Below are 22,546 nucleotides of genomic sequence, written 5' to 3'. Positions count from 1 at the left end.
GTTACTCGTGGGTAGGATTGTCTTGCATGCCTGCGCAACGGGTGACCGTACGCTGACAGCAACGTCGTCTGTGGGAGGACCCCGTGCTCTGGGTAGCCGTCATCGGGCTCGTCATGACCGTCGCCGCGGTGGCCGTGGCCGGCCGCAGGGCCATGTTCCTGTACAAGCTCGCCACCGTCGGCCCGCCCGCGCCCGAGCGGACCGAATATGCCAGAACTCACGCCGGAGACGAGATCAAGGCACAGCTCGTCGAGGTGCTCGGGCAGAAGAAGCTGCTCAAGTGGACGCCGTCGGGCATCGCGCACTTCTTCGTCATGTGGGCGTTCTTCATCCTGCTGACCGTCTACATCGAGGCGTACGGCGCGATCGTCCAGGGGGCGATCACCGGCACGCCCGACTTCCACATCCCGATCGTCGGCACCTGGGCCGTGCTCGGCTTCCTCCAGGACTTCATCGCGGTGGCGTGCCTGCTCGGCCTGGTCGCCTTCGCCGTCATCCGCGTCAAGAACTCGCCCAAGTCGCTGGGCCGCGACTCGCGCTTCTCCGGCTCGCACCTCGGCGGCGCGTGGCTCGTCCTGTTCATGATCTTCAACATCATCTGGACGTTGTTCCTGGCCAGGGGCGCGGCGGCGGCCAACGGCAACTTCCCGTACTCCTCGGGCGCGTTCGTCTCGCTGGCGATCGGCGACGTGCTGCCGCACAGCACGGTGCTGGAGGAGATCGCGCTGCTCCTGCACATCGGCTTCATGCTGGTGTTCCTGGTCATCGTGGTGAACTCCAAGCACCTGCACATCTTCACCGCCCCGCTCAACGTGCTCTTCTCGCGCCGCCCCGACGGCCTGGGGGCCGCGTCCGAGATGCGGGTGGACGGCAAGACGGTCGACTTCGAGGACGAGGACCTCGACCCCGAGCGGCTCGGCCGCGGCAAGATCGCCGACACCACCTGGAAGGGCTTCCTCGACTTCTACTCCTGCACCGAGTGCGGACGCTGCCAGTCGCAGTGCCCGGCCTGGAACACCGACAAGCCGCTGTCGCCGAAGATGCTCATCCTCGACCAGCGCGACCACGCCTTCAAGGTGGCCCCGTACCTGCTGGCGGCGCAGGCGGGCGTCGAGCACAAGGACACCGACGTGCTCGCGCTCCTGGACAAGCCGCTGGTCGGCGAGGACGGCGTGATCCACCCCGACGTGCTGTGGTCGTGCACCAACTGCGGCGCCTGCGTCGAGCAGTGCCCGGTGGACATCGAGCACATCGACCACATCCTCGACATGCGCCGCTACCAGGTCATGGTGGAGTCGTCGTTCCCGTCCGAGGCGGGGGTGATGGTGAAGAACCTGGAGAACAAGGGCAACCCGTGGGGCGTGTCCGAGATGAAGCGGGCCGACTGGATCGAGGAGCTCGACTTCGAGGTCGAGCTCGTCGAGGACAAGATGCCCGAGGGCACCGAGTACCTGTTCTGGGTGGGCTGCGCGGGCGCGCTCGAAGACCGGGCCAAGCGCACCACGAAGGCCGTCGCGGAGCTGCTGCACATCGCGGGCGTGAAGTTCGCGGTGCTCGGCCCGATGGAGGCGTGCACCGGCGACCCGGCGCGCCGCCTGGGCATGGAGTACCTGTTCAACATGCTGGCCCAGCAGAACATCGAGACGCTCAACGAGGCCGGCGTCAAGAAGATCGTGGCCACCTGCCCCCACTGCTTCAACACGCTGGCGAACGAGTATCCGCAGCTCGGCGGCACGTACGAGGTCGTGCACCACACCCAGCTCCTGTCGAAGCTGGTGGACGAGGGCCTGCTCACCCCGATCACGCCGATCGAGGAGAAGATCACCTACCACGACCCGTGTTTCCTCGGCCGCCACAACAAGGTGTACTCCCAGCCGCGCGACATCATGTCGAAGGTCCCCGGCGTGCAGACGCAGGAGATGCACCGCCACAAGGACCGCGGCTTCTGCTGCGGCGCCGGCGGCGCGCGCATGTGGATGGAGGAGCGCATCGGCAAGCGCATCAACACCGAGCGCGTGGACGAGGCGCTGACCACCGATCCCGACACCGTCTCCACCGCCTGCCCGTTCTGCATGGTGATGCTGGGCGACGCCATCAACGAGAAGAAGAACAACGGCGAGGCCAAGGAGTCGCTCGAAGTCGTGGACGTGGCCCAGCTTCTGATCAAGTCCGTCAAGGGCGGGTCCTGACAGGAGATGTCGGACTCCTCCACACCCGTTGTGGAGGAGTTTCGCCTGTCAACGGGTGTGATCGGAAGAAATCCAGCATCCACATAACGGGAAAATCACGGTAACCTCAACGTCGCATGGCCTTATTCGACGGGGAGGGGGCTCGTGATGGGCGTCGTCGTCATGGACGCCGAAGTCACCCTGGCCGATGTGCTCTCCCTCCGACTCGCCATCGACGAAGCATTGGCGGACGGCACCGAACTCGTTCTCCGGCATCGCACCACGGGGGTGGAACGCGACGTGCTGCTAGGCAGTTCAGGCGTACGGGCCCGCGAAGCCACGCTGGCGGTCTCGCTCGCGCCGCTGGAGCTCAGCGCCGGCCGCTGGGACGCCTATCTGCGCCACGACGGCAAGCGCAGCCGGCTGCGCAGCGTCGATCCGGGGTTCTCGCTCGACCATCTCGACGCGTATGCATTGTGCCGGCGCACGCTGGCCTACCGCTCGTACCGCACCCGCAACGGCTTCCTCGCGCTGAAGATCTCCGACGCCGAGCCGGTGGCCGAGGTGCGCTCCATCTGGTTCAGGGAGGGCCGCTTCGAGGTGATGGGCCTGCTGGCCTACACCGGCCTCGACGACGACGACTCGCGCCACGAGGCCGCGCTGACCCTGGAGCGCCGGCAGACCGGAGCCCGCCTGCGGGCCACCGCCACCGTGCAGGGGGTGCGTTTCCACGCCGCCGTGTCGCTCGTGGACGTGCTCGCCGCCGACCCGGAGGGCGCCGGCACGTGGGAGCCCGCGCTGCGGGTGGAGGGCGTGGCCACGTCGCTGCGGCTGGGCTCGCGGCTCGACGACGTCGACGGCAAGCGACGCCGGCTGCACTATCCCTCGGCCCGGGTGGACGGCGTGCTGATCAAACCCTGCTACACCGCCGACGACGAGTTGCGGATCGAGGTCGGGGGATGAAGGTCAGCCTGGTCCTCGCCTCGGCGTACGCCATGCGGGGCGACGTGCGGGCCACGCTGAACCTGGCCACCGCGCTCGCCGAGCGGCACGACGTCGAGGTGATCAGCGTCAGGCGGCAGAAGGAGAAACCGTTCTTCCCCGTCGGCCCCAAGGTGAGCATGCGCAGCGTGGTCGACGCCCGGCCCGGGGTCAGGCACCTGCTGCCGCGCGGGCAGGTGCGCACCGAGGTGGCTCTGTGGCGGGTGCTGCGCAACCTCACCTCCGACGTCCTCATCACGACCAGGCCGGGGATCGGCGTCCAGGCGGCCAGGCACGCGCCGCGCGACACCATCAGGATCGCCCGCGAGTGGAGCCGGCCGATCGTGCCGGGGCCGGTCAAGCGCTTCTACCCGCGCCTGAGCGCCGTCGTGACGGCCACGGAGACGGCGCAGGAGGAGTGGAGCACCCTGCTCGGGGGCGCGCCCGTCGTGCACAGCGTGCTGGACGCGCTGCCGGGCGGCCCGTGGCCGCGCTCGCGGATGGACAACCGGATCGTGGCCGCCGGTGGCCGGTGGGTGCCGGTGAAGGCGTACGACCGGCTGATCAGGTCGTTCGCGATCGTGGCGGACAAGCGGCCCGACTGGCGGCTGCGCCTGTACGGCGGCGGCCCCGAGGAGCGCCGCCTGCGCTCGCTCGTGCGCGACCTCAACCTGCACAACCACGTCTACTTCATGGGCACCACGTCCGACCTGGCGGGGGAGTTCGCCAAGGCTTCGATCGTGGCCACCACCTCGCGCAGCGAGGACCTGGGCATGACGCTGCTGGAGGCCATGGGGTGCGGGGTGCCCGTGGTGGCCTCCGAGAGCGCCAAAGGGCCCAGGGACTTCGTGGCGACGGGCTACAACGGGGTGCTGGTGCCCGAGTCGGAGGGCGACCCGCACCTGTTCGCGGCGGCGCTGCTGGCGCTGATCGACGACGAGCGCAGGCGGCGCTCGCTGGCGGCCGGCGCGCTCGACACCGCGGTGCGGCACTCGGCCGACGAGGTGGCCGAGCAGTGGGAGAAGCTCATCGCCGATCTCCGCTAGCTTTCCGCCGTCCGTCGGCCGGGGCCGGTCATACTCCTTACGGGTACCGTAGAGCCATGCATGGGTACAGCGGAGACAAGCAGGCATATCTGACGCGCCTGCGGCGAATCGAGGGCCAGATCAGGGGTCTGCAGCGCATGGTCGACGACGATGCCTACTGCATCGACGTGCTCACCCAGGTCTCCGCGGCGACCCGGGCCCTCCAGGCGGTCGCGCTGGGCCTGCTGGAGGAGCACATCTCCCACTGCGTCGCCGACGCGATCAACACCGGCGGCCCCGAGGCCGAGGCGAAGGTGAAGGAGGCGTCGGCCGCGATCGCCCGCCTGGTGCGCTCCTGAGCCACGTGCGGGGCGGCCGGAGGCTAGCCCGCTTCTCGCGGCCCCTCATCCGTTGGTCGGATGATCCAGTCGCGGATTGACTAGTTATGTGAAACCCCGGGAACTAGGTCCCCGGGGTCTTGGTAATCGAGTCGGTTCTTCAGCGACTCGCCGAAGTCCGCAATCCGAGCGCGTCGTCGAGTTCGTCCAAGGTCAGCCGCCGCTCGCTGACTGCCACGGCGGTGAGCACCTCGGCGTAGAGCGCAATCTCGTCCAACGCGACACGGTCGTGGACCCGAGAGTCCAGGTCATCGTGCCCCACCGCGTCGTCCTTCCTTCCGCAGCCCACACCCTCTACGAGGTTACGGCGGAGGTCCATCCGGCGACATGGCCCATCGGAGTCATTCCTTTGCGCGCCTCGGGGGCCCCGCCGGGATCATTTCCCGAACCCGAGATCACAATTCAGCGAATTTACTGTTATCTAGAGCGTTGGAACGCTATAGGAGGGGTAAGAGGGAAATAGCGGTATTAGTGGTTTACGCGTGGCCTGTGTGGCGATCGTCGCGTTCATGAACGATCTTACGCACGAGTGCCGACTGCCCCGCGAGCCCCCGCTCCGGCATCCTGGCCCCCGTCAGCCGGCCCCACGCCAGCCCCGTCGCGTACGCGGCCCCGAGCACCGCCGCCGCGCTGCCCCGGTCCGGCGGCGCCACCTCCAGCGTCGGCAGGGCCTCGCTCGTCCGGACGGGGAAGCCCTCGGGCTGCGTCGTCTCGGCCGCGGACGTCCCCGTGAGCCCGGCGTGCCGCAACTCCTCGTACGCCATCCGCAGCCGGTGGTCCAGCCGCCCCGGCAGCGCCCCTCCGGAGTCGGACAGGTCGGCCAGGAACGAGGCCGCGGCCGCCCGCGGGTCCGGCATGAACGACAGGGCCTCCACGAGGTCGTAGAGGGTGTGGGTGAAGTGCCCCTCGGGGTCGTTCTCCACGAGCAGGGCCAGGCGCAGGCGGGCCGGGCAGCGCTCCAGCCACTCCTGGCGCATCGCCGCGTCCTCCACCCGCGGGTCCTCGAACGCGGAGCGGCGCAGCATGGGCTCCACCATCGTCAGCAGCGCCAGCGCGCGCGGCCTGAACCGGGTGTCGAGGAGCAGGATCTGCGCGGTGTCCGCCAGCACGGCGGCCAGCCTGAGCGCGGCCCGCGGCTGACCGGCCCGCAGCCGCTCGGCCACCAGCGTGACGAGGTCGAGCAGCGGCGGCGCGGGCAGCCAGCGCACCCACTCGTCGCCCGGCAGCGAGCGGCGCAGGTACTCGCCGAAGATGGTGATCAGCCGCTCGTTGCCGTCGAAGGCGGGCGCGTACGCGCACCACATGATCGTGCCCCAGACGGCCGCCACCGTGCTCGGCACGTCGGTGGCGAAGATCTCGCCGAAGGCCGTCAGCGGGTAGTCCAGCTCCGACTTGCGCCCGCCGGCGCGGACGAGCTGCCTGACCTGCTCGGTGAGGCGCTCGGGTACGTCGGGGCCGATGAACGACTGGGTGGAGCCCGGCTCGGCGTGGAAGTCGTGGCCGGGCGGCACGACGGCCTCCGGCAGGGCGGGCGCGGCGTGCGCGCCACGGCGGGCCCGCTCGGCCCGCGGCGGCGGCGCCGGCCGCCAGCGGCCGTCGGCGGGGTCGAGCAGGTGCCAGCGCGCGTGCCTGCCGTAGAGCCAGCGATCGCCATCTGGGGTCACCAGAATTCGGGCGGCCAGGACGTGGGCACGATCGGGCAGGGAAAGCCCGGCCCAGCGCGGGTCCGCGACCATCGCGCGGACCTCCGCCTCTGCGGCGGTGAACGCATCCCAGGGTGGCACGGCGGTCATCGTACTGGGCGTACTCGGATCATCCATCGCCATTTCACGGCAGAATATCCGCTATGAGGGCGAAGGCAGCAGGGACGTTGGTGGTCGTAAGCGTGCTCTCCGGTTGCGGTACGACACCCGTGGCGCAGCCGGTGCCCACTGGACCCGGCGTGCTCACGCTGCAGAACGCCACCCCGCCCGTGCCCGGCGGGGAGGTGGGCGAGGCGTCCACCGAGTTCGACGACGCGGCCGACCTGAAGATGTGGACCAAGCTCAGCCAGACCGAGAAGGACGTCGACCGGCTCAGCACGTTCGACGTGAACGACACCGTCAAGGGCTCGATGTACCTGGAGCCCAACGTATCGGCCTGGTTCGACGGCTTCCGCGGGCCCTTCGTGTACCAGGAGCTCGCGGGCGACATCGTCATGCACGCCCGGGTCAAGGTCGAGGGCAGGAGTGGGGGCCGGCCCAAGCGGAAGTTCTCGCTCGGCGGGCTGATGGCCCGCCAGCCCGGCTCGTACGCCAAGCCCAACTGGGTCTCGGTCACCACCGGCACGGCAGACAAGAGCGGCCAGGTGGAGGCGAAGTACACCCAGGACGGCAGCTCCAAGCCCAAGGAGATCACCGTCAAGAGCGGCTGGGTGGATCTCGCGCTGGCCCGGGTCGGCCGGGTGTTCGTGGCCATGTACAAGGAGGACAAGGGCACCTGGAAGGTGGGCCAGCGCTGGCCGTCCAACCTGCCCGACGTGCTCCAGTGGGGCGTGACCGCCTACACCGACTGGGACAGCTACAACACGCTCAAGAAGGACGCCACCAAGGGCAACGCCAAGCAGGTCAAGGGCACGCCCGACCTCAAGCTCACGGTCGACTTCGTCCGCTTCCTGAGGCCGGAGCTGCCCGAGTACGCCGACCCGCTCAACACGGCGTCGGTGTCGGACGAGGTCCTGATCAAAGCGATGACGCCTGCCGGTGCCTGAGCGCCTTGGCCATGTAGTTGTCCGGCGTGCGCGCGAAGGAGTCGCGGTCGTCGTCGGTCAGCTCGCGCACGATCTTGCCCGGCACGCCCGCGACCAGCACGCCCGCCGGGATCTTCTTGCCGGGGCCCACGAGGGCTCCGGCGGCCACCAGCGTGCCCGCGCCGACGCGGGCGCCGCCGAGCACGATCGCCCCGATGCCGATCAGCGCGCCGGACTCCACGTGGGCGCCGTGGACCATGGCCTTGTGGCCCAGGCTGACGCGGTCCTCCAGGATCGCGGGCTCGCCCGGGTCGGCGTGCAGGCACGACAGGTCCTGCACGTTGCACTCCGCGCCGATCTCGATCCGTTCGTCGTCACCGCGGAGCACGGAGCCGTACCAGATGCTGGACGCCCGGCCGATCCGCACGTCGCCGACCACGACGGCGCCAGGAGCTATGTACGCTTCGGGGTGTATGTCCGGGACCGCGCCGTTGTCCAACGCTGCTATGTACATTCGAGACATCGTAATTCCCGCTCGGGGTATGGCGTTCGGGTTGCGGACGTGGGCAGATGGCAGGAAAGTCGTTTCCTGACGTCCCGTTGCCAGACCCTCACCAACCGCAGTTTTCCCCCGCCTCACGCAAAGACCCCTAGGTAATCGCCATGATGAACCAGCACGAGAGCATTCCCGATCTGATGCAAGAGGACACCTTCGAGGTCGTGATGCGCGGCTACAACCGCCGCCAGGTTCACGACTACATCATCCGCACCCGTAACCAGACAAGGGACCTGGAAGAGCGGCTGGCACGGGCCATCGAGCAGGCAGAGCAGGGCCGCATCGAGCTGGCCGAGGCCAGGCGGCGCATGGTCGAGACGCCGCAGAGCTACGAAGACCTCAGCCCTCGGCTCGCGCAGATCCTCCGGCTCGGAGAGGAGGAGGCCGCGGCCAAGCGCGAGGACGCCGAGACCGAGGCCGCCGGTGTGCGCGAGAGCGCCAAGAACGAGTCCGAACGGCTCGTCACCTCAGCCCGCGAGACCGCCGACAAGATCCTCACCTCCTCCCAGGCCGAGGCCGAACGGCGGGTGGGCGAGGCCACGCAGGCCGCCGAGCGCATGCTGGCCCAGGCCGGCAGCGACTCCGAGGAGCAGCTCTCCTCCGCCCGCGCCGAGGCCGAGGAGACCGTCAGGGAGGCCAGGGCCGAGGCCGAGCGCATGGTCACCGGCGCCCGGACCGAGGCCGAGCAGTTGATGCAGTCCGCGAGCGTGCAGGCCGAGCAGGTGCTCGGCGGAGCGCACAACGAGGCCGAGACCATGCTGACCACCGCCCGCCAGCGCACCGCCGCGCTCGACGAGCAGGCGGGACGACGGGTCGAGTACCTCAGCAACACGCACACCGAGGTGGTGCGGCGGCTGACGGAGATCGGATCGGTGCTCGGCGACCTCATGCGGGCCGAGTCGAACGCCGGTCCGCTGGTCCCCGAGGCGATCGCACCGCCCCAGCAGGGCGGACCGGCCGCCCCCGCTGTTCCTGCCGAGCCTGCGGAAGCCCCGGAGCAGCCCGACCAGCCCGAAGCGGCGGCTCAGCCCGAGCCGGTGGCGCCGCAGGAGATCGAGGACCCCGAGCGGACCGTGCGCGTCATCGTCAAGGACGACGCGGCCGAGCCGGCGCCGAAGCGGGAGGGCGTCGTTTCGGACGACACGGATGTGAACATCGTCCGGCTCTCGGAGGCCCACAAGTAGTACTCGGCCGAGCCAGGCCGTTTCCGCACCTGCCGGGGTCCGCCGTCATGGCGGGCCCCGTCGTGTGTCCGGCCCGCCCGATGCGAGCGCCGTGACTCGCGCGGTACGCCAGAAGACGGCGCGACCGGCTGGCCGCGCCGCCCTGGCGTCCCCCTCCTGAACGTTTCCGGCCGAGGTCGGCGTCGTCGTGACCTCGGCCACCAGGGCGGAGCCGAGCGATGCCACCCGCCACGGGCCGGCCCCGTGGGGCGGCCGGGCGGGTGGGCGGAAGCCCCCGCCCCCGATAGGGTCGGAGGCTTCCGCGTTCGTGGCCCCTCCTGGATTTGGAGGCCCGGTGCCGGGGCCGCCGAGACGCTGGACCCGGCACCGGGCTGTCTGTGGACGCGGGATCGGGGAACGCTCCACGACCCCGCGTCAGGGTGGTGCGGGACCGGCTCGCCACGGGAACGGCTCGCCGGTCCGTCTTTCCTGGTCCCGGAGTCGGTCGCGCAGGCCGTCCGGGTCGTCCGCGTCGATGGTCATCGCACATCCGGCGTCGCACTGCGCCGCGCTCAGCGGATGGTGCCTCGTGGCCCACCAGCGGCCCGCGTCGCTCCGCCAGATGGTCCACAGGGGGTGCTCCCGGGCGATCTCGGCCAGATGCCGATCAAAGAACATCGCTGTCCGCCTCTCCCGGGCCCCCAGGCAAGGTTCCATCTCCTTAGACGATGCGGTACTTCTCTAGAGAACACAATGATCGCGATGGACAGGTCAACCTATCGCTTGACAGATCCACTTGAATCACGCGTCGAAGTCGTACTGGAGTACGTACGCCGCCGAGTCCAGCACCATCTCGTTGAGCTCGACCGGCAGCCCGCCCGACGTGTACGCGGTGCGTGCGATGACGATCACGGGCGTGCCGGCCGGCAGGTCGAGCAGCGCGCTCTCGCGCGGTTGCGGCATGCGGGCTCTCACCTCCTCGGTGAAGTGGGCCGGAGGCAGCCCCAGGTCGCCGAGCCTGGCGTAGACGCCACCAGGGCCGGTGTCGGGGACGGTGATCGCGCTCCCCTCGACGAGCCGGGCCGGGAAGTAGGAGGTGGCCAGTTGCACGGGCCTGGTGTCGACCGAGTAGCGACGCCGGCGTACCCAGACCTCGCCGCTCTCCAGCACGGCGGCCACGTCCTCGGCGGCCCGCTCCAGCGTCACCTCTAATGCGTCCACCGTGAAGGGACGGCCGCGCGTGTCGGCGTCCCAGATGGCCTGTCCCTGACCCCACTGTTCTCGTGACAGACGGCGTGAGCCGTGCCTGCGGATCGGTTTGAACAGCCGCACGTAAACCCCCGAGCCTCGTCTGGGCACCGCCAGCCCTTCGTTGATCAGTACGGCAAGCGCCTGCCTGGCGGTGGCTCGTGCGATTGCGTATTCGGCCATAAGCGCGTTCTCGCCCGGTAGTCGGTCCCCGTCGCGCAACTCGCCGGACTGAATCCGGGCGCGGAGACCGTCGGCGATGCGTCGATAGATAGGGGGCTCATGGGGTACCGGGGATTCAGACAACTTTGATCACCCTCTGTCACCAACCAGGTTGTGGCGTCTCCAGAGAACTTGCCCCGTCTTGTCCACGATCGCACAGAAGCAAGCCATGGTCGTGGGCAGATTTTGAGAGGATCGTGCCTGTGTGGTGAATTCCGCAGCGTTTTAGCGGGCCGTAACCGTGGAACGATCGTGGCCGCTACCGTTCCGGGCCCACCAGCGGCGAGTAACCAAAGCGAAGATCACCGCACCTGTCGTGTTGAGCAGGACGTCGTCCACGGACGAGAAACGGCCCAGGCGGAGTACGTGCTGCAGCACCTCGACCAGGACCGAAAATGCCGCCGAGAGCGCCGCAACGCGGCCGATCGAGGACATGGCCGGGCTGCGCACCGGCAGCAGCGCGCCCAGGGCGGCGAACACCAGCAAGTTGCCTCCGACCTGCACCAACACCGTTTCCCACGGCGCTCGCGCCAGGTCCGCGAGGTCGGCGAACGGGATCAGGTTCACGCCGGCCGGGCCGTCCGCCGGGGTGAGGATCATCCAGATCCACGGAGCGGTCCCGGCCACGATGCCGACGTCGGCGATGGAGGCGCGCAGGGGCGCCGGATAGCCGGCGCGAGCGCGGTGGCGAGTGAGGAGCAAGATTGCTAGCAAGGCCACCGGGGCTGCAAAAGTACCAGCAATAATGACGTTTCCCCACAATTCCCACGTCCGCGCCATCCGCTCATGATGGCGGTCGATCTAGGGGTACCGGAAGCTGTCCGATCGGACAGGTCTCACCGGGCGGGCAGGTGCTCGTCCAGGAACGCGGTGGCCACCTCCCAGGCCCGCCGCGCCGGCTCCGGCTGGTGGAACATCGGCGACTCACTGTTGTGGAAGGCGTGCCCGGCCTCCTCCTCGACGTACATGACCACGTTCGGCCGGTGCTCGGCGGCCTTCTCGACGACGGCCACCCGCTCGCGCGGGATGTACGGATCGCTCCCCCCGAACACCAGCAGCAGCGGCGCCTGGATGCGCTCCATCAGCCCCGTCGCGTCGGGCACCGCCGAGCCGTAGAACGACAGCACCGCGGCCAGTTCGAGCTGGGTGGCCAGCATGTAGGCCACCGAGCCGCCCAGGCAGAAGCCCAGCGCCCCGACCCGGCCCCCGCCCGCCGGACCGCTCACCTCGGGCAGCGCGCTCAGGTGGGCCACCGTGAGCGCGCAGTCGGCCACCCCGTGCGCGAGGTCGAAGTCCTCCGAAAACTCGAGCGCGGCCCGCGTGCCCTCCGGCGTGTGCTCGGCCACCCAGTTCGGACGCAGCCGCCAGAACAGGTCGGGCGCGGCCACCACATAGCCGCGGGAGGCCAGGTCGGCGGCGACCTTGTCCAGGTACGGGCCCACGCCGTAGATCTCCTGCACCAGCAGGACGCCGGGGCCGGAGCCGGAGTCGGGCAGCCATACGTGCACGTCGAAGGTGCCGTCGTGGGCGGTGATTCGGTCTGTACGGGTTCGCATGTCCACCAGCATCGCGCATGGCGCACGCCGCGATCGGGCGCGACGACGCGATCGGAGGTTCCGTGTCCCCGGAACACCCGATCGTCTCCGAGCGGCACAACGATCTGTACAGCGACCTGGTCGCGATCTATACCGGGAAGCGAGGCAGAGATGAGGAGACTGTGGTGTTGACCCATTTCATCGGTGGCCAGCCGGTGGCCGCGGGCAAGGTGTTCCCCGTCCACGATCCGGTCACGGGCGCGGTGGTCCAGCAGGTCCACGAGGCCGACCCGGAGGTGGTGGACCGGGCGGTGCGGGCGGCGCGGGAGGCGGCGCGCGACTGGGCGGCGCTGACGGTCGGTGAGCGCGCCGGGTGGATGCGACGCCTGGCCGAGGGCGTCGAGGCCCGCTTCGACGACCTGGTGGCGGCCGAGGTCGCCGACACGGGCAAGCCGCTCGACCTGACCCGCACCCTCGACATCCCCCGGGGCATCGCCAACTTCCGCGCCTTCGCCGAGATCGCCGCCCAGCGCCCCGAGGACGCCTTCCACCTGTCGGGCCTGCTCAGCTACACCGTGCGCAGGCCGCTCGGCGTGGTCGCGGCGATCGTCCCGTGGAACCTGCCGTTCCTGCTGATGACCTGGAAGCTGGCCCCCGCCCTCGTCTCGGGCAACACGGTCGTGGTCAAGCCGTCGGAGCAGACGCCCAGCTCGGCCGCCGTGTTCGCGGAGATCTGCGCCGAGGCCGGCCTTCCGCCCGGCGTGGTCAACATCATCTTCGGGTACGGGGCCTCCGGGCAGCTCCTGGTCGAGCACCCCGGTGTGGACGCCGTGACGTTCACCGGCTCCACCCAGACGGGCGCGGCGATCATGCGGACGGTGGCCGACCGGGTCAAGCCGATCTCGTTCGAGCTGGGCGGCAAGAACGCCGGCCTGGTCTTCGAGGACTGCCAGATCGACAAGGCGGTGGAGGGCACGGTCAAGTCGGCCTTCACCAACGGCGGCCAGGTGTGCCTGTGCACCGAGCGCCTGTACGTGCACCGCTCGATCTTCGAGGACTTCTGCGCCCGGCTGGCCGTCCGCGCGCAGGAGGTGGAGCCCCAGCCCATGATCTCGGCGGAGCATCGCGAGAGGGTGCTCTCGTACTTCGCCTTGGCCCGCTCGGAGGGGGCCAAGGTGCTCGCAGGCGGCGGTGTCCCCGTGTTCGGTGACCATCGCGATTCTGGATATTTCGTGGAACCGACAGTAGTGACAGGCTTGTCGGAATGGTCGAGGTTCAATAGAGAAGAGATTTTCGGTCCCGTGTGCCATGTCACGCCCTTCGACAGCGAGGCCGAGGCCCTCGACCTGGCCAACGGCAGCGACTACGGCCTGGCCGCCACGTTGTGGACCACGAACCTCGACCGCGCCCACCGGGTGGCGCAGCGGCTGGAGGCCGGGCTCGTCTGGGTCAACACGTGGTACCTGCGGGATCTGCGAACCCCGTTCGGCGGCATGAAACTGTCGGGGATCGGCAGGGAGGGCGGCGCCCGCTCGCTCGACTTCTACTCCGAGCCCACCACGATCACCATCAAACTGGAGCAACCCGATGTATGACGAATGGTCCCAGGCAGTGGACGCGCGTGCCCAGGCGGCCGACCGGCTGGCCACGGCGGCGCGTTCGGGCCGGCCCTGCGCGCCGATCAGGGACCTGGTGGGCACGGTCGCCGACGCGTACGCCGTGCAGGAGATCAACACGAGAGCGGCGATCGACGCCGGGCGGCGGCTCGCCGGCCGGAAGATCGGCCTGACCAACCCGGCGGTTCAGCGGCAACTCGGCGTCGACCAGCCGGACTTCGGCATGTTGTTCGCCGACGCCTGCCACGGCGACGGGCTGCCGATCCCGCTCGACCGGCTCCTCCAGCCGCGGGCCGAGGCCGAGATCGCGCTCGTGCTCGGCCACGACCTGGAGGGCGGGCCGTTCACGGTGGCCGACGTGATCAGGGCGGTGGAGTTCGCGCTGCCGGCCATCGAGATCGCCGACTCGCGGATCGCCGGCTGGGACATCACGCTGACCGACACGATCGCCGACAACGCCTCGGCCGGCGCGTACGTGCTCGGCGGCACCCCCGTGCCACTGGCCGGGCTCGACCTGCGGGCGGCGCGGATGACGATGACCCGCGGCGGGGAGGAGGTCTCGACCGGTTCGGGCGAGGCGTGCCTGGGCCACCCGCTCAACGCCGCCGTCTGGCTGGCCACCCGGCTGGGCCGCACACAGTACGCGCTGCGGGCCGGCGACGTGGTGCTGACCGGCGCGCTCGGCCCGGTGGTGCCCGTCGAGCCGGGTGACGAGTTCGAGGCGCGGATCGAGGGCCTCGGCTCGGTGCGGGCGGTGTTCGGGAAGTGAGGCCCAGGGCCATGCGCGTGCCCGGCAAGGCCGTACCGAGGGGGAGGTTCCCGCACGTCAAGCGGGCCGGTGACTTCCTGTACGTCTCGGGCACGAGTTGCCGCCGCACCGACGACACGTTCGTGGGCGTCGAGGTGGACCCGTACGGCGTGCCGAGCCTGGACATCCGCGCCCAGACCAGGGCGGTCATCGAGAACATCGGCGACATCCTCAAGGCCGCCGGCGGCTCGCTGGCCGATCTGGTGCAGATCACCGCTTACCTGGTGAGCATGAACGACTTCAAGGGCTACAACGAGGTCTACGCCGAGTTCTTCGACGAGGAGGGCCCCACCAGGGCCACGGTGGCGGTGCACCAGCTCCCGCACCCGCACCTCCTCATCGAGATGCAGGCCGTCGCCTACCATCCGCAGGAACGATCCTGATCCCCCCGGTGCGGGACCGGTATGCCCAGGGGTACGACAATGGCGTGAGCCATCCCTCCGTGAACGGGAGCCGACCTTGGATCGCGACCAGTGCGCAGCCCTCGACGCCGAGGACCCGCTGCGGGAGTTCAAGGACGAGTTCGAGCTGCCGGAGGGCGTGATCTACCTCGTCGGCAACTCGCTCGGCGCGCTGCCCCGCCGCACCGCCGAGCGGGTGCGCCGGACCGTCGAGGACGAGTGGGGCAGACAGCTCGTCGGCGGCTGGAACCACGCGGGCTGGTACGACCAGCCGCTCACCGCCGGCGACCGGATCGCCCCGCTGATCGGCGCGGGCCCCGGCCAGGTCGTGGTGGGCAACACCACCTCGATCGCGGTCTTCCAGGCTGTGGCCGCGGCGCTGCGGCTGCGGCCGGAGCGGCGCGTGATCGTCTCCGACACCCGCAACTTCCCCACCGACCACTACATGGTGCAGGGGCTGGCCGGGCTGCTCGGCGACTACGAACTGCGCGACCTGGCCGAGCGGCGCTTCGACGACGCGGCCGTGGTGCTGCTGTCGGAGGTGGACTACCGCACCGGAGCCCGCCAGGACGTGCCCGCCGTCACCGCCGCGGCGCACGCGGCGGGGGCGCTCATCGTGTGGGACGTGTGCCACAGCGTGGGGGCCATGGAGGTGGACGTCTCGGGGGCGGACTTCGCGGTCGGGTGCACGTACAAGTATCTGAACGCCGGGCCGGGGGCGCCCGCGTTCCTCTACGTCAACCCGCGCCACCAGGCCGCCGCCGCGAACGTGCTGCCCGGCTGGCACGGCCACGCCGAGCCGTTCGCATTCGAGACGGGTTACCGTCCGGCCGAAGGGGTGCGGCGCTTCGCGGTGGGCACCCCGCACGTGTTGTCGTTCGCGGCGCTGGAGGCCGCGCTCGACGTGTGGGAGCGGGTGCCGATGGCGCAGGTCAGGGCCAAGAGCATGGCGCTGGGCGAGCTGTTCGCGGAGCTGGTGGGCGACCGGCTGGAGCTGGCCTCGCCCGCCGACCCGGCGGCCCGTGGCAGCCAGCTCTCCCTGCGCCACCCCGACGGCTACCCCGTGATGCGGGCGCTGATCGACCGGGGCGTGCACGGGGACTTCCGCGCGCCCGACATCCTCAGGTTCGGCTTCGCGCCGCTCTACATCGGCTACACCGACGTGTACGACGCCGCGGCCACGCTGCTGGAGGTGCTGGACAAGGAGCTGTGGCGGGACGAGCGCTACACCACCCGCCTGGCCGTCACCTGAGCCGTCACCTGAGCCGTCACCTGAGCCGCCAGAACCGTCGGAGCCGTCAGGTGAGGTCGAGTTGGTTGATCGCTCGTTTCGGGGCGATGGCCCGGTAGCTCTCCTCGACCCAGTCGAGCAGCACCTCGGTCTCCGGCAGCTCCGACACCAGCGGCACGGTCACCCAGCCCGCCCGCCCCAGCCCGTGGCCGCTGGGCCGGGCGCCCTCGACGGTCAGCGCGTGGCCGTGCGCCTCCGACAGCAGCTTCACGCCGAACGTGGGATCCCACTTCTCGGTCGGCTCGTCGAGGCCGAGGAACAGGAAGACCTTCTTGCCGACCTTGATGACCGTCTCGCCCCAGGGGTGGTCCTGGTGGGTCTCGGGCAGGCCGAGCGCGAACGTGCGCAGCTCTTCCCTCACGTCGTGCCAGTCGCTCATGCCTCCGACCCTAACCCGGCCGGCGGAACTCTTCGAGCTTGCGTTCGATAGTGGCCTTGATGCGTTCGCGGGCCTCCATCCGCGGGACGCCGGACATGAGCAGGTTGTCGTAGTCGGTGTCGAGGTGCCGGATCGAGGCGATCACGGCGAGCGTGATGGCGTTCTCGTCGAGCGCCCTGGCCGCCGCCGTCCTGCCCACCCGGCCGCTGCCGCGCTGGCCGGCGTGCTCGGCGATCTCCCGCGCGCGCGGCTCGGGGCAGCCGGGGAACAGCCGGGCGATCTGCGCGGCCATCGCGGCCTGGTACTCGACGTCCTGCTCCGCCCGGCGTACGCGGTCGCGCTCGCGGCGCAACTCCCGCACGTCCTCGTCGGCCAGGCAGCGCTCCTCGGCCGCGGCCAGCGCGGCGTCCTCCACCAGCAGGCCCATCCGCTGGTAGACCTTGCGCCGCCGGTTGTACCGCACGACCACGGCAGCCAGCCCGCTCTCCTGCTTGGCCCGGCGGCTGAGCGCCGCGTTGCCCGACGGCAGGAACACCAGGTGGTCCAGGTCCGCGCAGGTCAGGCAGTGGGGCCGGTCGTCCTCCATGATCAGGTACGGCCCGGTGTCGCCGCAGGACGCGCACGTCCACGCGTCCAGCGGGGCCACCGCCACCAGGTCGGGCGCCTTGCTCTGCGCCTCGGTGAGCCGGCGCACCCTGGCCTCGCTCAGGTCGGGCGACAACCAGTGCATCCGGAACGGCTCCTGCCCGTGCCCGGCCGTGAAACGCAGCTCGCGGCGGTCGCGGGTGCCGGCCACGTAGGGGGTGTCCACCGGCCGGAGCCCCTTGTCCCGCGCCCAGTCGCGCAGCAGGCCGGCCGCGGCGAGCAGGCGGTCCTCGTCCACGGCCGCCAGTTCGGACAGCGTGGCCGCCCGGCCCTGCCGCCAGGTGTCCACGTGCCGGGAGTGCAGCCAGCGCAGGCCGGTCACCACGTCGATGAAGGTCACGTACTTGCGGGTGGTCAGCGCGATCTCGGCCGCCTCCGCGACCCGACGCGCCAGGTTGGGCTTACTCACGGTCCCAAGTTTGTCGTGAGATGGCACGTCCGGACGCTTTCCTTTTGCCTCTTGTGGCAAGTAACACCTCTGGACATCGCCCTGGAGGACATCGTGCGTCTCTTCTGGCCTGCCCTGCTCCTGCTCACCGCCTCGTGCGGGGTGGCGGAGGAGGGCACGCAACCCGTCGTGACGGGAAGATTCGGCAGCAGGCCGACCGTCGCCATTCCCAACGGCCGGCCGGGGCACACACCGCGCATCACGGTGCTGTCGATGGGCAGCGGACGGCGTACGGTGCCCGGCGACGTGGTGCTCGCCGACGTGGACATCCGGCGCTGGTCGGGCAACCGGCCGTACCTGAGCACCTACGACGGCAACCAGCCCACGACGGTCGTCTTCGACGGGCGGCAGGTGTCGGAGACGTGGCGGCAGTCGCTCATCGGGCGGCCGGCCGGCACCCGCGTCATGCTGGTCAGCCCGGCCAGGGAGGCCACGGGGCCGAACGTGCCGCTGACCGGCCTGGCGCCCGCCGACACGCTGGTGCTCGTCTTCGACATCCTGGGCGGCTACCCGCCCGACGCCCGCCTCGTCGGCCGCACGCTGCCCGTCGTCCCGGCCGACCTCACCCCCGCCGGGCCCGCGCGCACCCTGATCGACGGGTCGGGCCCCGAGGTCGTCGCGGGGTCGAAGGTGGTCATCCAGTACGTGGCCGAGTCCTGGCCGGCGCGGACCGTCGTGGACTCCTCCTACCGGAGAGGCGGCCCCAGCGCGTTCACCCTCGAAGCGGGGTCGGTGCCGGCGGCCTGGGTCGTCGAGCTGGCCGGTCGGCGGGTCGGCAGCCGGGTGGCGGTGCCGTCGCCCGGCGAGCGGCCGACGTTGTACGTGATCGACATCCTCGACACGATCACGCCCGCGTAGGCCGGGTGGCCCGCGCGCCGTCCGGCACCCGGCCGGACGATCACGGCCGCGACACGATGCGGCGGACGAACCGCCGCAGCCGCGACACCTGGACGGGCGCGGCCCGCAGCATGTCGAGCGCCTCGGCCGCCGAGGGCCGCTTGGCGGGGGAGTGGTCGAGCATGTGCCGCACCACCTCCGGCACCTCGGGCCCCTGGGCGTCGCCGCTGGTCGGCAACTGCCCGGTCAGGAGCTGGTAGGAGATGACCCCGGCCGCGTACACGTCGGAGGCCGTCGTCATCTGGCCGGGGCGCTCGTGGCACTCGGGCGCCACGTACGCGGCGTCGAGCACGTTGCCCAGTTCGTGGGCCACCGTGTAGTTGCGCGGCCCCGGCTTGGCGTAGTCGAAGCCGGTCAGCACCGCGTGGCCGCCGTCGGTGACCAGCACGGCGGCCGGGGTGAGCGCCCGGTGCACCACGCCGTTGGCGTGCGCGTGCGCCAGCCCGCGCAGCAGGTCCTGGATCACGCCGAGCGGCGCGCCCTTGCCCAGCGCCAGGTGCAGCGCCTCGCCGTGCACGTCGTCGAGCACCAGCACGAACCGGCTCTCGTCGTCGATGGCGAAGAAGTCGCGCGAGCGCACCACGCACGGGTGCGGCGGGATGCGGGCCAGCGTCTGGTACGCGTTGGCGATGCGCTGCCGCTCGGCCGCCCGCGACTCGTGGTCGGCCAGCGGGTCGGCCTGGTAGACCCGCAGCAGCACGGTCTCGCTGCCCGGCAGCGTGGCGTTGAACGCGCGGTATTCGGTGACCTTGGAGTCGCCGCCGAGTTGCTCCTCGACCTCCCAGTTGCCGAACCTGGGCGGCGCGGTGCTGCGGCGCACGGCCTGGTTGAGCGCGTCGAGGATCGCGGTGAGGTACGGCCTGACGTCGGGGCTGCACCCGCGCCTGACCCGCGAGACGTCGCCCAGCGTGGCCAGCAGCCCCGGCAGGTCGGTGACGTGGGCCGCGTCGCGCCCCACCGGGTCGACCAGCGAGGCGTCGGGCGAGGTGAGCACGACCAGGCTGTCGACGTAGACGCGTTCGAGCTGGGTGGCCCTGGACACCAGCAGCCCCTTGAGCGCCTTCGCGGTGCCCCGCAGCTTGGTCACCGGCGACCCGAACGCCTCCCTGCGCGGCGGGAACCAGCGCGTGCCCGACACCTCGATGCGCCCCCGGGTGCCCTTCACGTCGACCACCACGAGCGCGTGGCCGGTGAGCACGATCAGGTCGACCTCGAAGATGTCGTTGCCGCGTGGCACCTCGACGTTGTGCAGCAGCAGCCAGTCGGCGGGCGCGTGGTCACGGAGATACGCGATCACGCGCCGTTCGGCGTCGTTGACCGGACGTCCCCCGCCGACGATCTCTGCCATGCCGTCTATCCTTCCATGACGGCCCGGTCCCGCCACCGGGCACCTGCGCACAACCCTGCCCGCCCGTCCCGCGGCGCCCCTTTTGATCCGGTGCCCGCCTGCGGCTCAGCGGGCGGTGGCCAGGATGAAGCCGGAGCCGTGGGCAGGCAGTACGGCCACCAGTCGCTCGTGGGTCAGCAGGGTGCGGCGTACCGCCTCCTGCCTGGCGGCGAACCCGGCGTCCCACTCCGTGCCAGGCGCGGGCACCATGTCGGCCGCCACCCGGTAATGCCGCAATGGCGGGTCGGGGCCGGCAGGACGCCGGTGGTCAATGCGAGGATCCCGCCCGCGAACACCAGGAGCGGCATCAGGCGATAGGCCGCGTGCGCCGGCGCCAGGTCCTTTGTCAGGGCCGCCACCGTATTCAGCACGACCGGCCCCCCCACCTCACCGAGCAGCGAGACCGGCACGATGACGTGGATAACCACGATCGTCTTGCGGATACGCGGTCGCATCCCGAGCACCTCCTTTCTCGGAACTCCGGCGGCCATCTCGCTGCTTTGTTCGGCCCGGACATCGGCCTCAGGACGGCCGTCCGGGCACGCCGGGAGGCGCACCGGCGATTCCCAAGTTTCGGGTGATCGTCCGCCAAACGGCGGTAGGCGATTACGCCGCCATTCTCGGGTTCTGGCCAAATGAATGTGGTCCGCCGGGCCGTCGGCCTGGTCCGTGCGTCGTGCGCCGTGCACGGGTGTTAAAACGCAGTGTCAAGAGACCGGGGTTCCTCATGGACCGCGAAGATGCCGTTCTGAGTTGCGGATTCCGCTGCCTGCCGCGATTGTTATTTGCGGCACCTCACAGCCCTGCACAAACGACTATGGCGCCGGTTTTCCGCGCCGATCCATGGAGGAAAGAAAACATGATCCGTCGCATTCTGGCCGGTGCAGCAATCGCGGCCGTCGCCTTCGGCTTCTCCGCCACCGGAGCCTCCGCCGACGTCGGCCCCAACCCGCACAACAGCGGGCAGAGCATCCTGAGCCAGCTCAGCGCCCTCGACGACCTGACCGCTCTGAACGACGTCCTCAACGACTCGGTCAAGTACATCGACATCATCACGCTGCTGCACCTGAACGACATCGACGCCCACGTCCTGAACAACGAGGAAGGCACGGGCGACAACAACTGACGACTCCTCGCGTGGCGTAGGCAGGAAAGACGATCGGCGGCTTCCGGGCAATGACGGGAGCCCGCCCGGCCAAGATCGCCCTTCCTGGTGCCTTGAGGTGAACCGCAACAACGACCGCGGAATTCGCGAATCCGCGGTTCGGGCTCAGTGCGCACCGAGCCCCAAGCGCCGCGCGGCCCAGGTCGATCACTGCAGGACGACCTGGGTCGCGTGGCGGCGTTCGTCCCCCGGGGCCGGCCCCCGGGAAGTTCATCCCCTGCCTGTCGCGCCCGTGGAATACGCGGGCGGATCGAGGTTGGCCGCGCTCTCGCTCGGCCGTACCGCCCCCATGAACGTCTGCCGGTCCAGCGGTTCCACGCGGACCGCCTGCCCCGTGTAAGGGGCGTTCACCATGTGCGTCGCGTCCACCGCGACACCCACGTGCTCCGGCCCCGGGCTGTTCCTGTCGTTGTCGTAGAAGACCAGGTCCCCGGGTGCTATCTGCTCCTTCTCGACGCGGATGCCCGCACGCCACTGCTCCTGGGTGGTGGTGCCGATGAGCACCCCGGCCCGCGCCCACGCGTACTCGCTCAGGCCGGAGCAGTCGAAGCCCCAGGTCTTGGCGCCTTTCCCGATCCCGTACCCGGGCCCGCGCACCCCGCCGCCGCCCCACGAGTACGGGACGCCGATCATCTCGACGGCCGCCCGCGCCGCGATGGCCCCGGCCGCCGATCGAGCCAGCATCGGCCGGCACATCTGCCCCGGGCAGGTTTTGACCGCTGTCGTCGCGGCGGAATGCGGTGTGCTCAGAATCGCGTGCGCGAGAGCTATTAGCAGCAGTGGCCGTAGTCCATTCATGGCATATTCAGCGCTCCCCGCACCTGTCCGCGCCGAGAACTCGCCGCGGCGCGCAACCCCGTCGTCCTGTGGCTTACATTCCTCCTTCTCTATGGGGATAAAACGCCCTTTGGCGATGCGGGATGTGCGTATGGCCATAAGCTGAGAATGTGCCGTCATGCCACTCCGGACAAATCCGGGCCATTCGGACGTATCCGGACCAGCGGTAATCGGTGACCAAGAAATTCGGGCGGGTATTTGACTTTGACTTAGCGCACTCGGGTTGCGGCCCGCCGACAGCCCACGACATTGTTATTCATGGAATCCCGCAGCTCTGTGCGAGTGATTCACGACGAGCGCATCCCGCGCTGATTCCGACGAAGGAGAAGTAGAAAAATGATCCGTCGCATTCTGGCCGGTGCAGCGATCGCGGGCTGCCTGTTCGGGTTCTCGGCCACGGCCGCCTCCGCCGACGTCGGCCCCAACGCCTTCAACAAGCACAGCCAGATCCTGAGCCAGTTCAGCCTCCTGGACGACGCCACGCTGCTGAACGACGCGCTCAACGACTCGGTGAAGTACATCGACGTCATCTCGGCCCTGCACCTGCAGGACATCGACCTCGGTCTCCTCAGCAACCTGGAGAACGTGGGCGACAACAACTGACCCGTCCGGCGCGGGACGACGCCCGCCCGCGTCCGGCCTGAGAGC

Annotated in this window: 24 protein-coding genes; 13 read left to right on the top strand and 11 right to left on the bottom strand. The window is 70.1% G+C overall.

What is annotated here, in order from left to right:
- Nucleotides 1-83 precede the first annotated feature (83 nt).
- From FAF44_RS21850 to FAF44_RS21835, 4 genes are all read left to right on the top strand, one after another.
- Nucleotides 84-2,189: a (Fe-S)-binding protein gene (locus FAF44_RS21850; RefSeq protein WP_237105080.1), complete on the top strand. Its 2,106-nt coding sequence runs from the start codon at nucleotides 84-86 to the stop codon at nucleotides 2,187-2,189.
- A gap of 147 nt (nucleotides 2,190-2,336) precedes the next feature.
- Complete coding sequence (locus tag FAF44_RS21845; RefSeq protein WP_237105089.1) at nucleotides 2,337-3,131, top strand: hypothetical protein; 795 nt, start codon at nucleotides 2,337-2,339, stop codon at nucleotides 3,129-3,131.
- Entirely contained in the window at nucleotides 3,128-4,195 is a 1,068-nt protein-coding gene (locus tag FAF44_RS21840) for a glycosyltransferase (RefSeq protein ID WP_237105079.1), read from the top strand. The genes FAF44_RS21845 and FAF44_RS21840 overlap by 4 nt, the downstream gene beginning before the upstream one ends.
- Nucleotides 4,196-4,251: 56 nt before the next feature.
- Nucleotides 4,252-4,533, top strand: a complete 282-nt coding sequence (locus tag FAF44_RS21835; protein ID WP_080044376.1) for a metal-sensitive transcriptional regulator — start codon at nucleotides 4,252-4,254, stop codon at nucleotides 4,531-4,533.
- A gap of 515 nt (nucleotides 4,534-5,048) precedes the next feature.
- Here FAF44_RS21835 and FAF44_RS21830 read toward each other — a convergent pair.
- Complete coding sequence (locus tag FAF44_RS21830; protein ID WP_237105078.1) at nucleotides 5,049-6,365, bottom strand: hypothetical protein; 1,317 nt, start codon at nucleotides 6,363-6,365, stop codon at nucleotides 5,049-5,051.
- 131 nt (nucleotides 6,366-6,496) lie between these two features.
- Between FAF44_RS21830 and FAF44_RS21825 the strand changes: the two genes are divergently transcribed.
- A complete protein-coding gene (locus FAF44_RS21825) occupies nucleotides 6,497-7,321 on the top strand; it encodes a hypothetical protein (RefSeq protein WP_237105077.1) in 825 nt (274 codons plus the stop codon).
- Here FAF44_RS21825 and FAF44_RS21820 read toward each other — a convergent pair.
- The gene (locus tag FAF44_RS21820; RefSeq protein ID WP_237105076.1) at nucleotides 7,293-7,823 is read right to left on the bottom strand and encodes a gamma carbonic anhydrase family protein; all 531 of its coding nucleotides are present in this window, start codon (nucleotides 7,821-7,823) and stop codon (nucleotides 7,293-7,295) included. The genes FAF44_RS21825 and FAF44_RS21820 overlap by 29 nt on opposite strands.
- 140 nt (nucleotides 7,824-7,963) lie before the next feature.
- Here FAF44_RS21820 and FAF44_RS21815 point away from each other — a divergent pair, with 140 nt between their 5' ends.
- Nucleotides 7,964-9,040 carry a hypothetical protein gene (locus FAF44_RS21815; protein WP_237105075.1) on the top strand — a complete coding sequence of 359 codons (1,077 nt, stop codon included), beginning with the start codon at nucleotides 7,964-7,966 and terminating at the stop codon, nucleotides 9,038-9,040.
- Between the two features lie 414 nt (nucleotides 9,041-9,454).
- Here FAF44_RS21815 and FAF44_RS21810 read toward each other — a convergent pair whose 3' ends face one another.
- From FAF44_RS21810 to FAF44_RS21795, 4 genes are all read right to left on the bottom strand, one after another.
- Nucleotides 9,455-9,697 (bottom strand): hypothetical protein, encoded by a 243-nt coding sequence (locus FAF44_RS21810; protein ID WP_237105074.1) that lies wholly within the window; start codon nucleotides 9,695-9,697, stop codon nucleotides 9,455-9,457.
- Between the two features lie 123 nt (nucleotides 9,698-9,820).
- Entirely contained in the window at nucleotides 9,821-10,573 is a 753-nt protein-coding gene (locus tag FAF44_RS21805; RefSeq protein ID WP_237105073.1) for a GntR family transcriptional regulator, read from the bottom strand.
- Nucleotides 10,574-10,714: 141 nt separating this feature from the next.
- Nucleotides 10,715-11,269 (bottom strand): VanZ family protein, encoded by a 555-nt coding sequence (locus FAF44_RS21800; protein WP_237105072.1) that lies wholly within the window; start codon nucleotides 11,267-11,269, stop codon nucleotides 10,715-10,717.
- A 56-nt stretch (nucleotides 11,270-11,325) separates the two neighbouring features.
- Nucleotides 11,326-12,045 carry a dienelactone hydrolase family protein gene (locus tag FAF44_RS21795; RefSeq protein ID WP_237105071.1) on the bottom strand — a complete coding sequence of 240 codons (720 nt, stop codon included), beginning with the start codon at nucleotides 12,043-12,045 and terminating at the stop codon, nucleotides 11,326-11,328.
- A gap of 164 nt (nucleotides 12,046-12,209) precedes the next feature.
- Here FAF44_RS21795 and FAF44_RS21790 point away from each other — a divergent pair, with 164 nt between their 5' ends.
- The 4 genes from FAF44_RS21790 (at nucleotide 12,210) to kynU (ending at nucleotide 16,101) form a co-directional block, all read left to right on the top strand.
- Nucleotides 12,210-13,619, top strand: a complete 1,410-nt coding sequence (locus tag FAF44_RS21790) for an aldehyde dehydrogenase family protein (protein WP_237105070.1) — start codon at nucleotides 12,210-12,212, stop codon at nucleotides 13,617-13,619.
- Nucleotides 13,612-14,409: a 2-keto-4-pentenoate hydratase gene (locus tag FAF44_RS21785; RefSeq protein ID WP_237105069.1), complete on the top strand. Its 798-nt coding sequence runs from the start codon at nucleotides 13,612-13,614 to the stop codon at nucleotides 14,407-14,409. The genes FAF44_RS21790 and FAF44_RS21785 overlap by 8 nt, the downstream gene beginning before the upstream one ends.
- On the top strand, nucleotides 14,406-14,831 hold the full coding sequence (locus FAF44_RS21780; RefSeq protein ID WP_237105068.1) for a RidA family protein: 426 nt from the start codon (nucleotides 14,406-14,408) through the stop codon (nucleotides 14,829-14,831). Before FAF44_RS21785 ends, FAF44_RS21780 begins: the two co-directional genes overlap by 4 nt.
- Nucleotides 14,832-14,907: 76 nt before the next feature.
- Nucleotides 14,908-16,101 (top strand): kynureninase, encoded by a 1,194-nt coding sequence (gene kynU / locus FAF44_RS21775; protein ID WP_237105067.1) that lies wholly within the window; start codon nucleotides 14,908-14,910, stop codon nucleotides 16,099-16,101.
- Nucleotides 16,102-16,147: 46 nt separating this feature from the next.
- On the opposite strand, the gene FAF44_RS21770 is transcribed toward kynU, so the two are convergent.
- Both FAF44_RS21770 and FAF44_RS21765 read right to left on the bottom strand, forming a co-directional pair.
- Entirely contained in the window at nucleotides 16,148-16,519 is a 372-nt protein-coding gene (locus tag FAF44_RS21770) for an MmcQ/YjbR family DNA-binding protein (RefSeq protein ID WP_237105066.1), read from the bottom strand.
- A 10-nt stretch (nucleotides 16,520-16,529) separates the two neighbouring features.
- Nucleotides 16,530-17,573 (bottom strand): DUF2293 domain-containing protein, encoded by a 1,044-nt coding sequence (locus FAF44_RS21765; protein ID WP_237105065.1) that lies wholly within the window; start codon nucleotides 17,571-17,573, stop codon nucleotides 16,530-16,532.
- 93 nt (nucleotides 17,574-17,666) lie between these two features.
- Between FAF44_RS21765 and FAF44_RS55870 the strand changes: the two genes are divergently transcribed.
- Complete coding sequence (locus FAF44_RS55870; protein ID WP_237105064.1) at nucleotides 17,667-18,470, top strand: FKBP-type peptidyl-prolyl cis-trans isomerase; 804 nt, start codon at nucleotides 17,667-17,669, stop codon at nucleotides 18,468-18,470.
- Nucleotides 18,471-18,510: 40 nt separating this feature from the next.
- Here the strand turns inward: FAF44_RS55870 and FAF44_RS21755 are convergent, their stop codons facing one another.
- Both FAF44_RS21755 and FAF44_RS21750 read right to left on the bottom strand, forming a co-directional pair.
- A complete protein-coding gene (locus FAF44_RS21755; RefSeq protein WP_237105063.1) occupies nucleotides 18,511-19,857 on the bottom strand; it encodes an NERD domain-containing protein kinase family protein in 1,347 nt (448 codons plus the stop codon).
- A 105-nt stretch (nucleotides 19,858-19,962) separates the two neighbouring features.
- Complete coding sequence (locus FAF44_RS21750) at nucleotides 19,963-20,106, bottom strand: hypothetical protein (RefSeq protein WP_237105062.1); 144 nt, start codon at nucleotides 20,104-20,106, stop codon at nucleotides 19,963-19,965.
- 649 nt (nucleotides 20,107-20,755) lie between these two features.
- Here FAF44_RS21750 and FAF44_RS21745 point away from each other — a divergent pair.
- Nucleotides 20,756-21,022 carry a hypothetical protein gene (locus FAF44_RS21745; RefSeq protein WP_237105061.1) on the top strand — a complete coding sequence of 89 codons (267 nt, stop codon included), beginning with the start codon at nucleotides 20,756-20,758 and terminating at the stop codon, nucleotides 21,020-21,022.
- A gap of 249 nt (nucleotides 21,023-21,271) precedes the next feature.
- On the opposite strand, the gene FAF44_RS21740 is transcribed toward FAF44_RS21745, so the two are convergent.
- Nucleotides 21,272-21,745 (bottom strand): C40 family peptidase, encoded by a 474-nt coding sequence (locus FAF44_RS21740; protein ID WP_237105060.1) that lies wholly within the window; start codon nucleotides 21,743-21,745, stop codon nucleotides 21,272-21,274.
- A gap of 489 nt (nucleotides 21,746-22,234) precedes the next feature.
- On the opposite strand from FAF44_RS21740, the gene FAF44_RS21735 reads away from it, so the two are divergent.
- On the top strand, nucleotides 22,235-22,501 hold the full coding sequence (locus FAF44_RS21735) for a hypothetical protein (protein WP_237105059.1): 267 nt from the start codon (nucleotides 22,235-22,237) through the stop codon (nucleotides 22,499-22,501).
- The last annotated feature ends 45 nt before the right edge of the window (nucleotides 22,502-22,546 follow it).

This window comes from Nonomuraea sp. MG754425, from assembly GCF_021699195.1.
GTDB lineage: Bacteria > Actinomycetota > Actinomycetes > Streptosporangiales > Streptosporangiaceae > Nonomuraea.
Note: the sequence above shows the minus strand (reverse complement) of the source record. Positions and strands in the feature narration are given on the sequence as shown.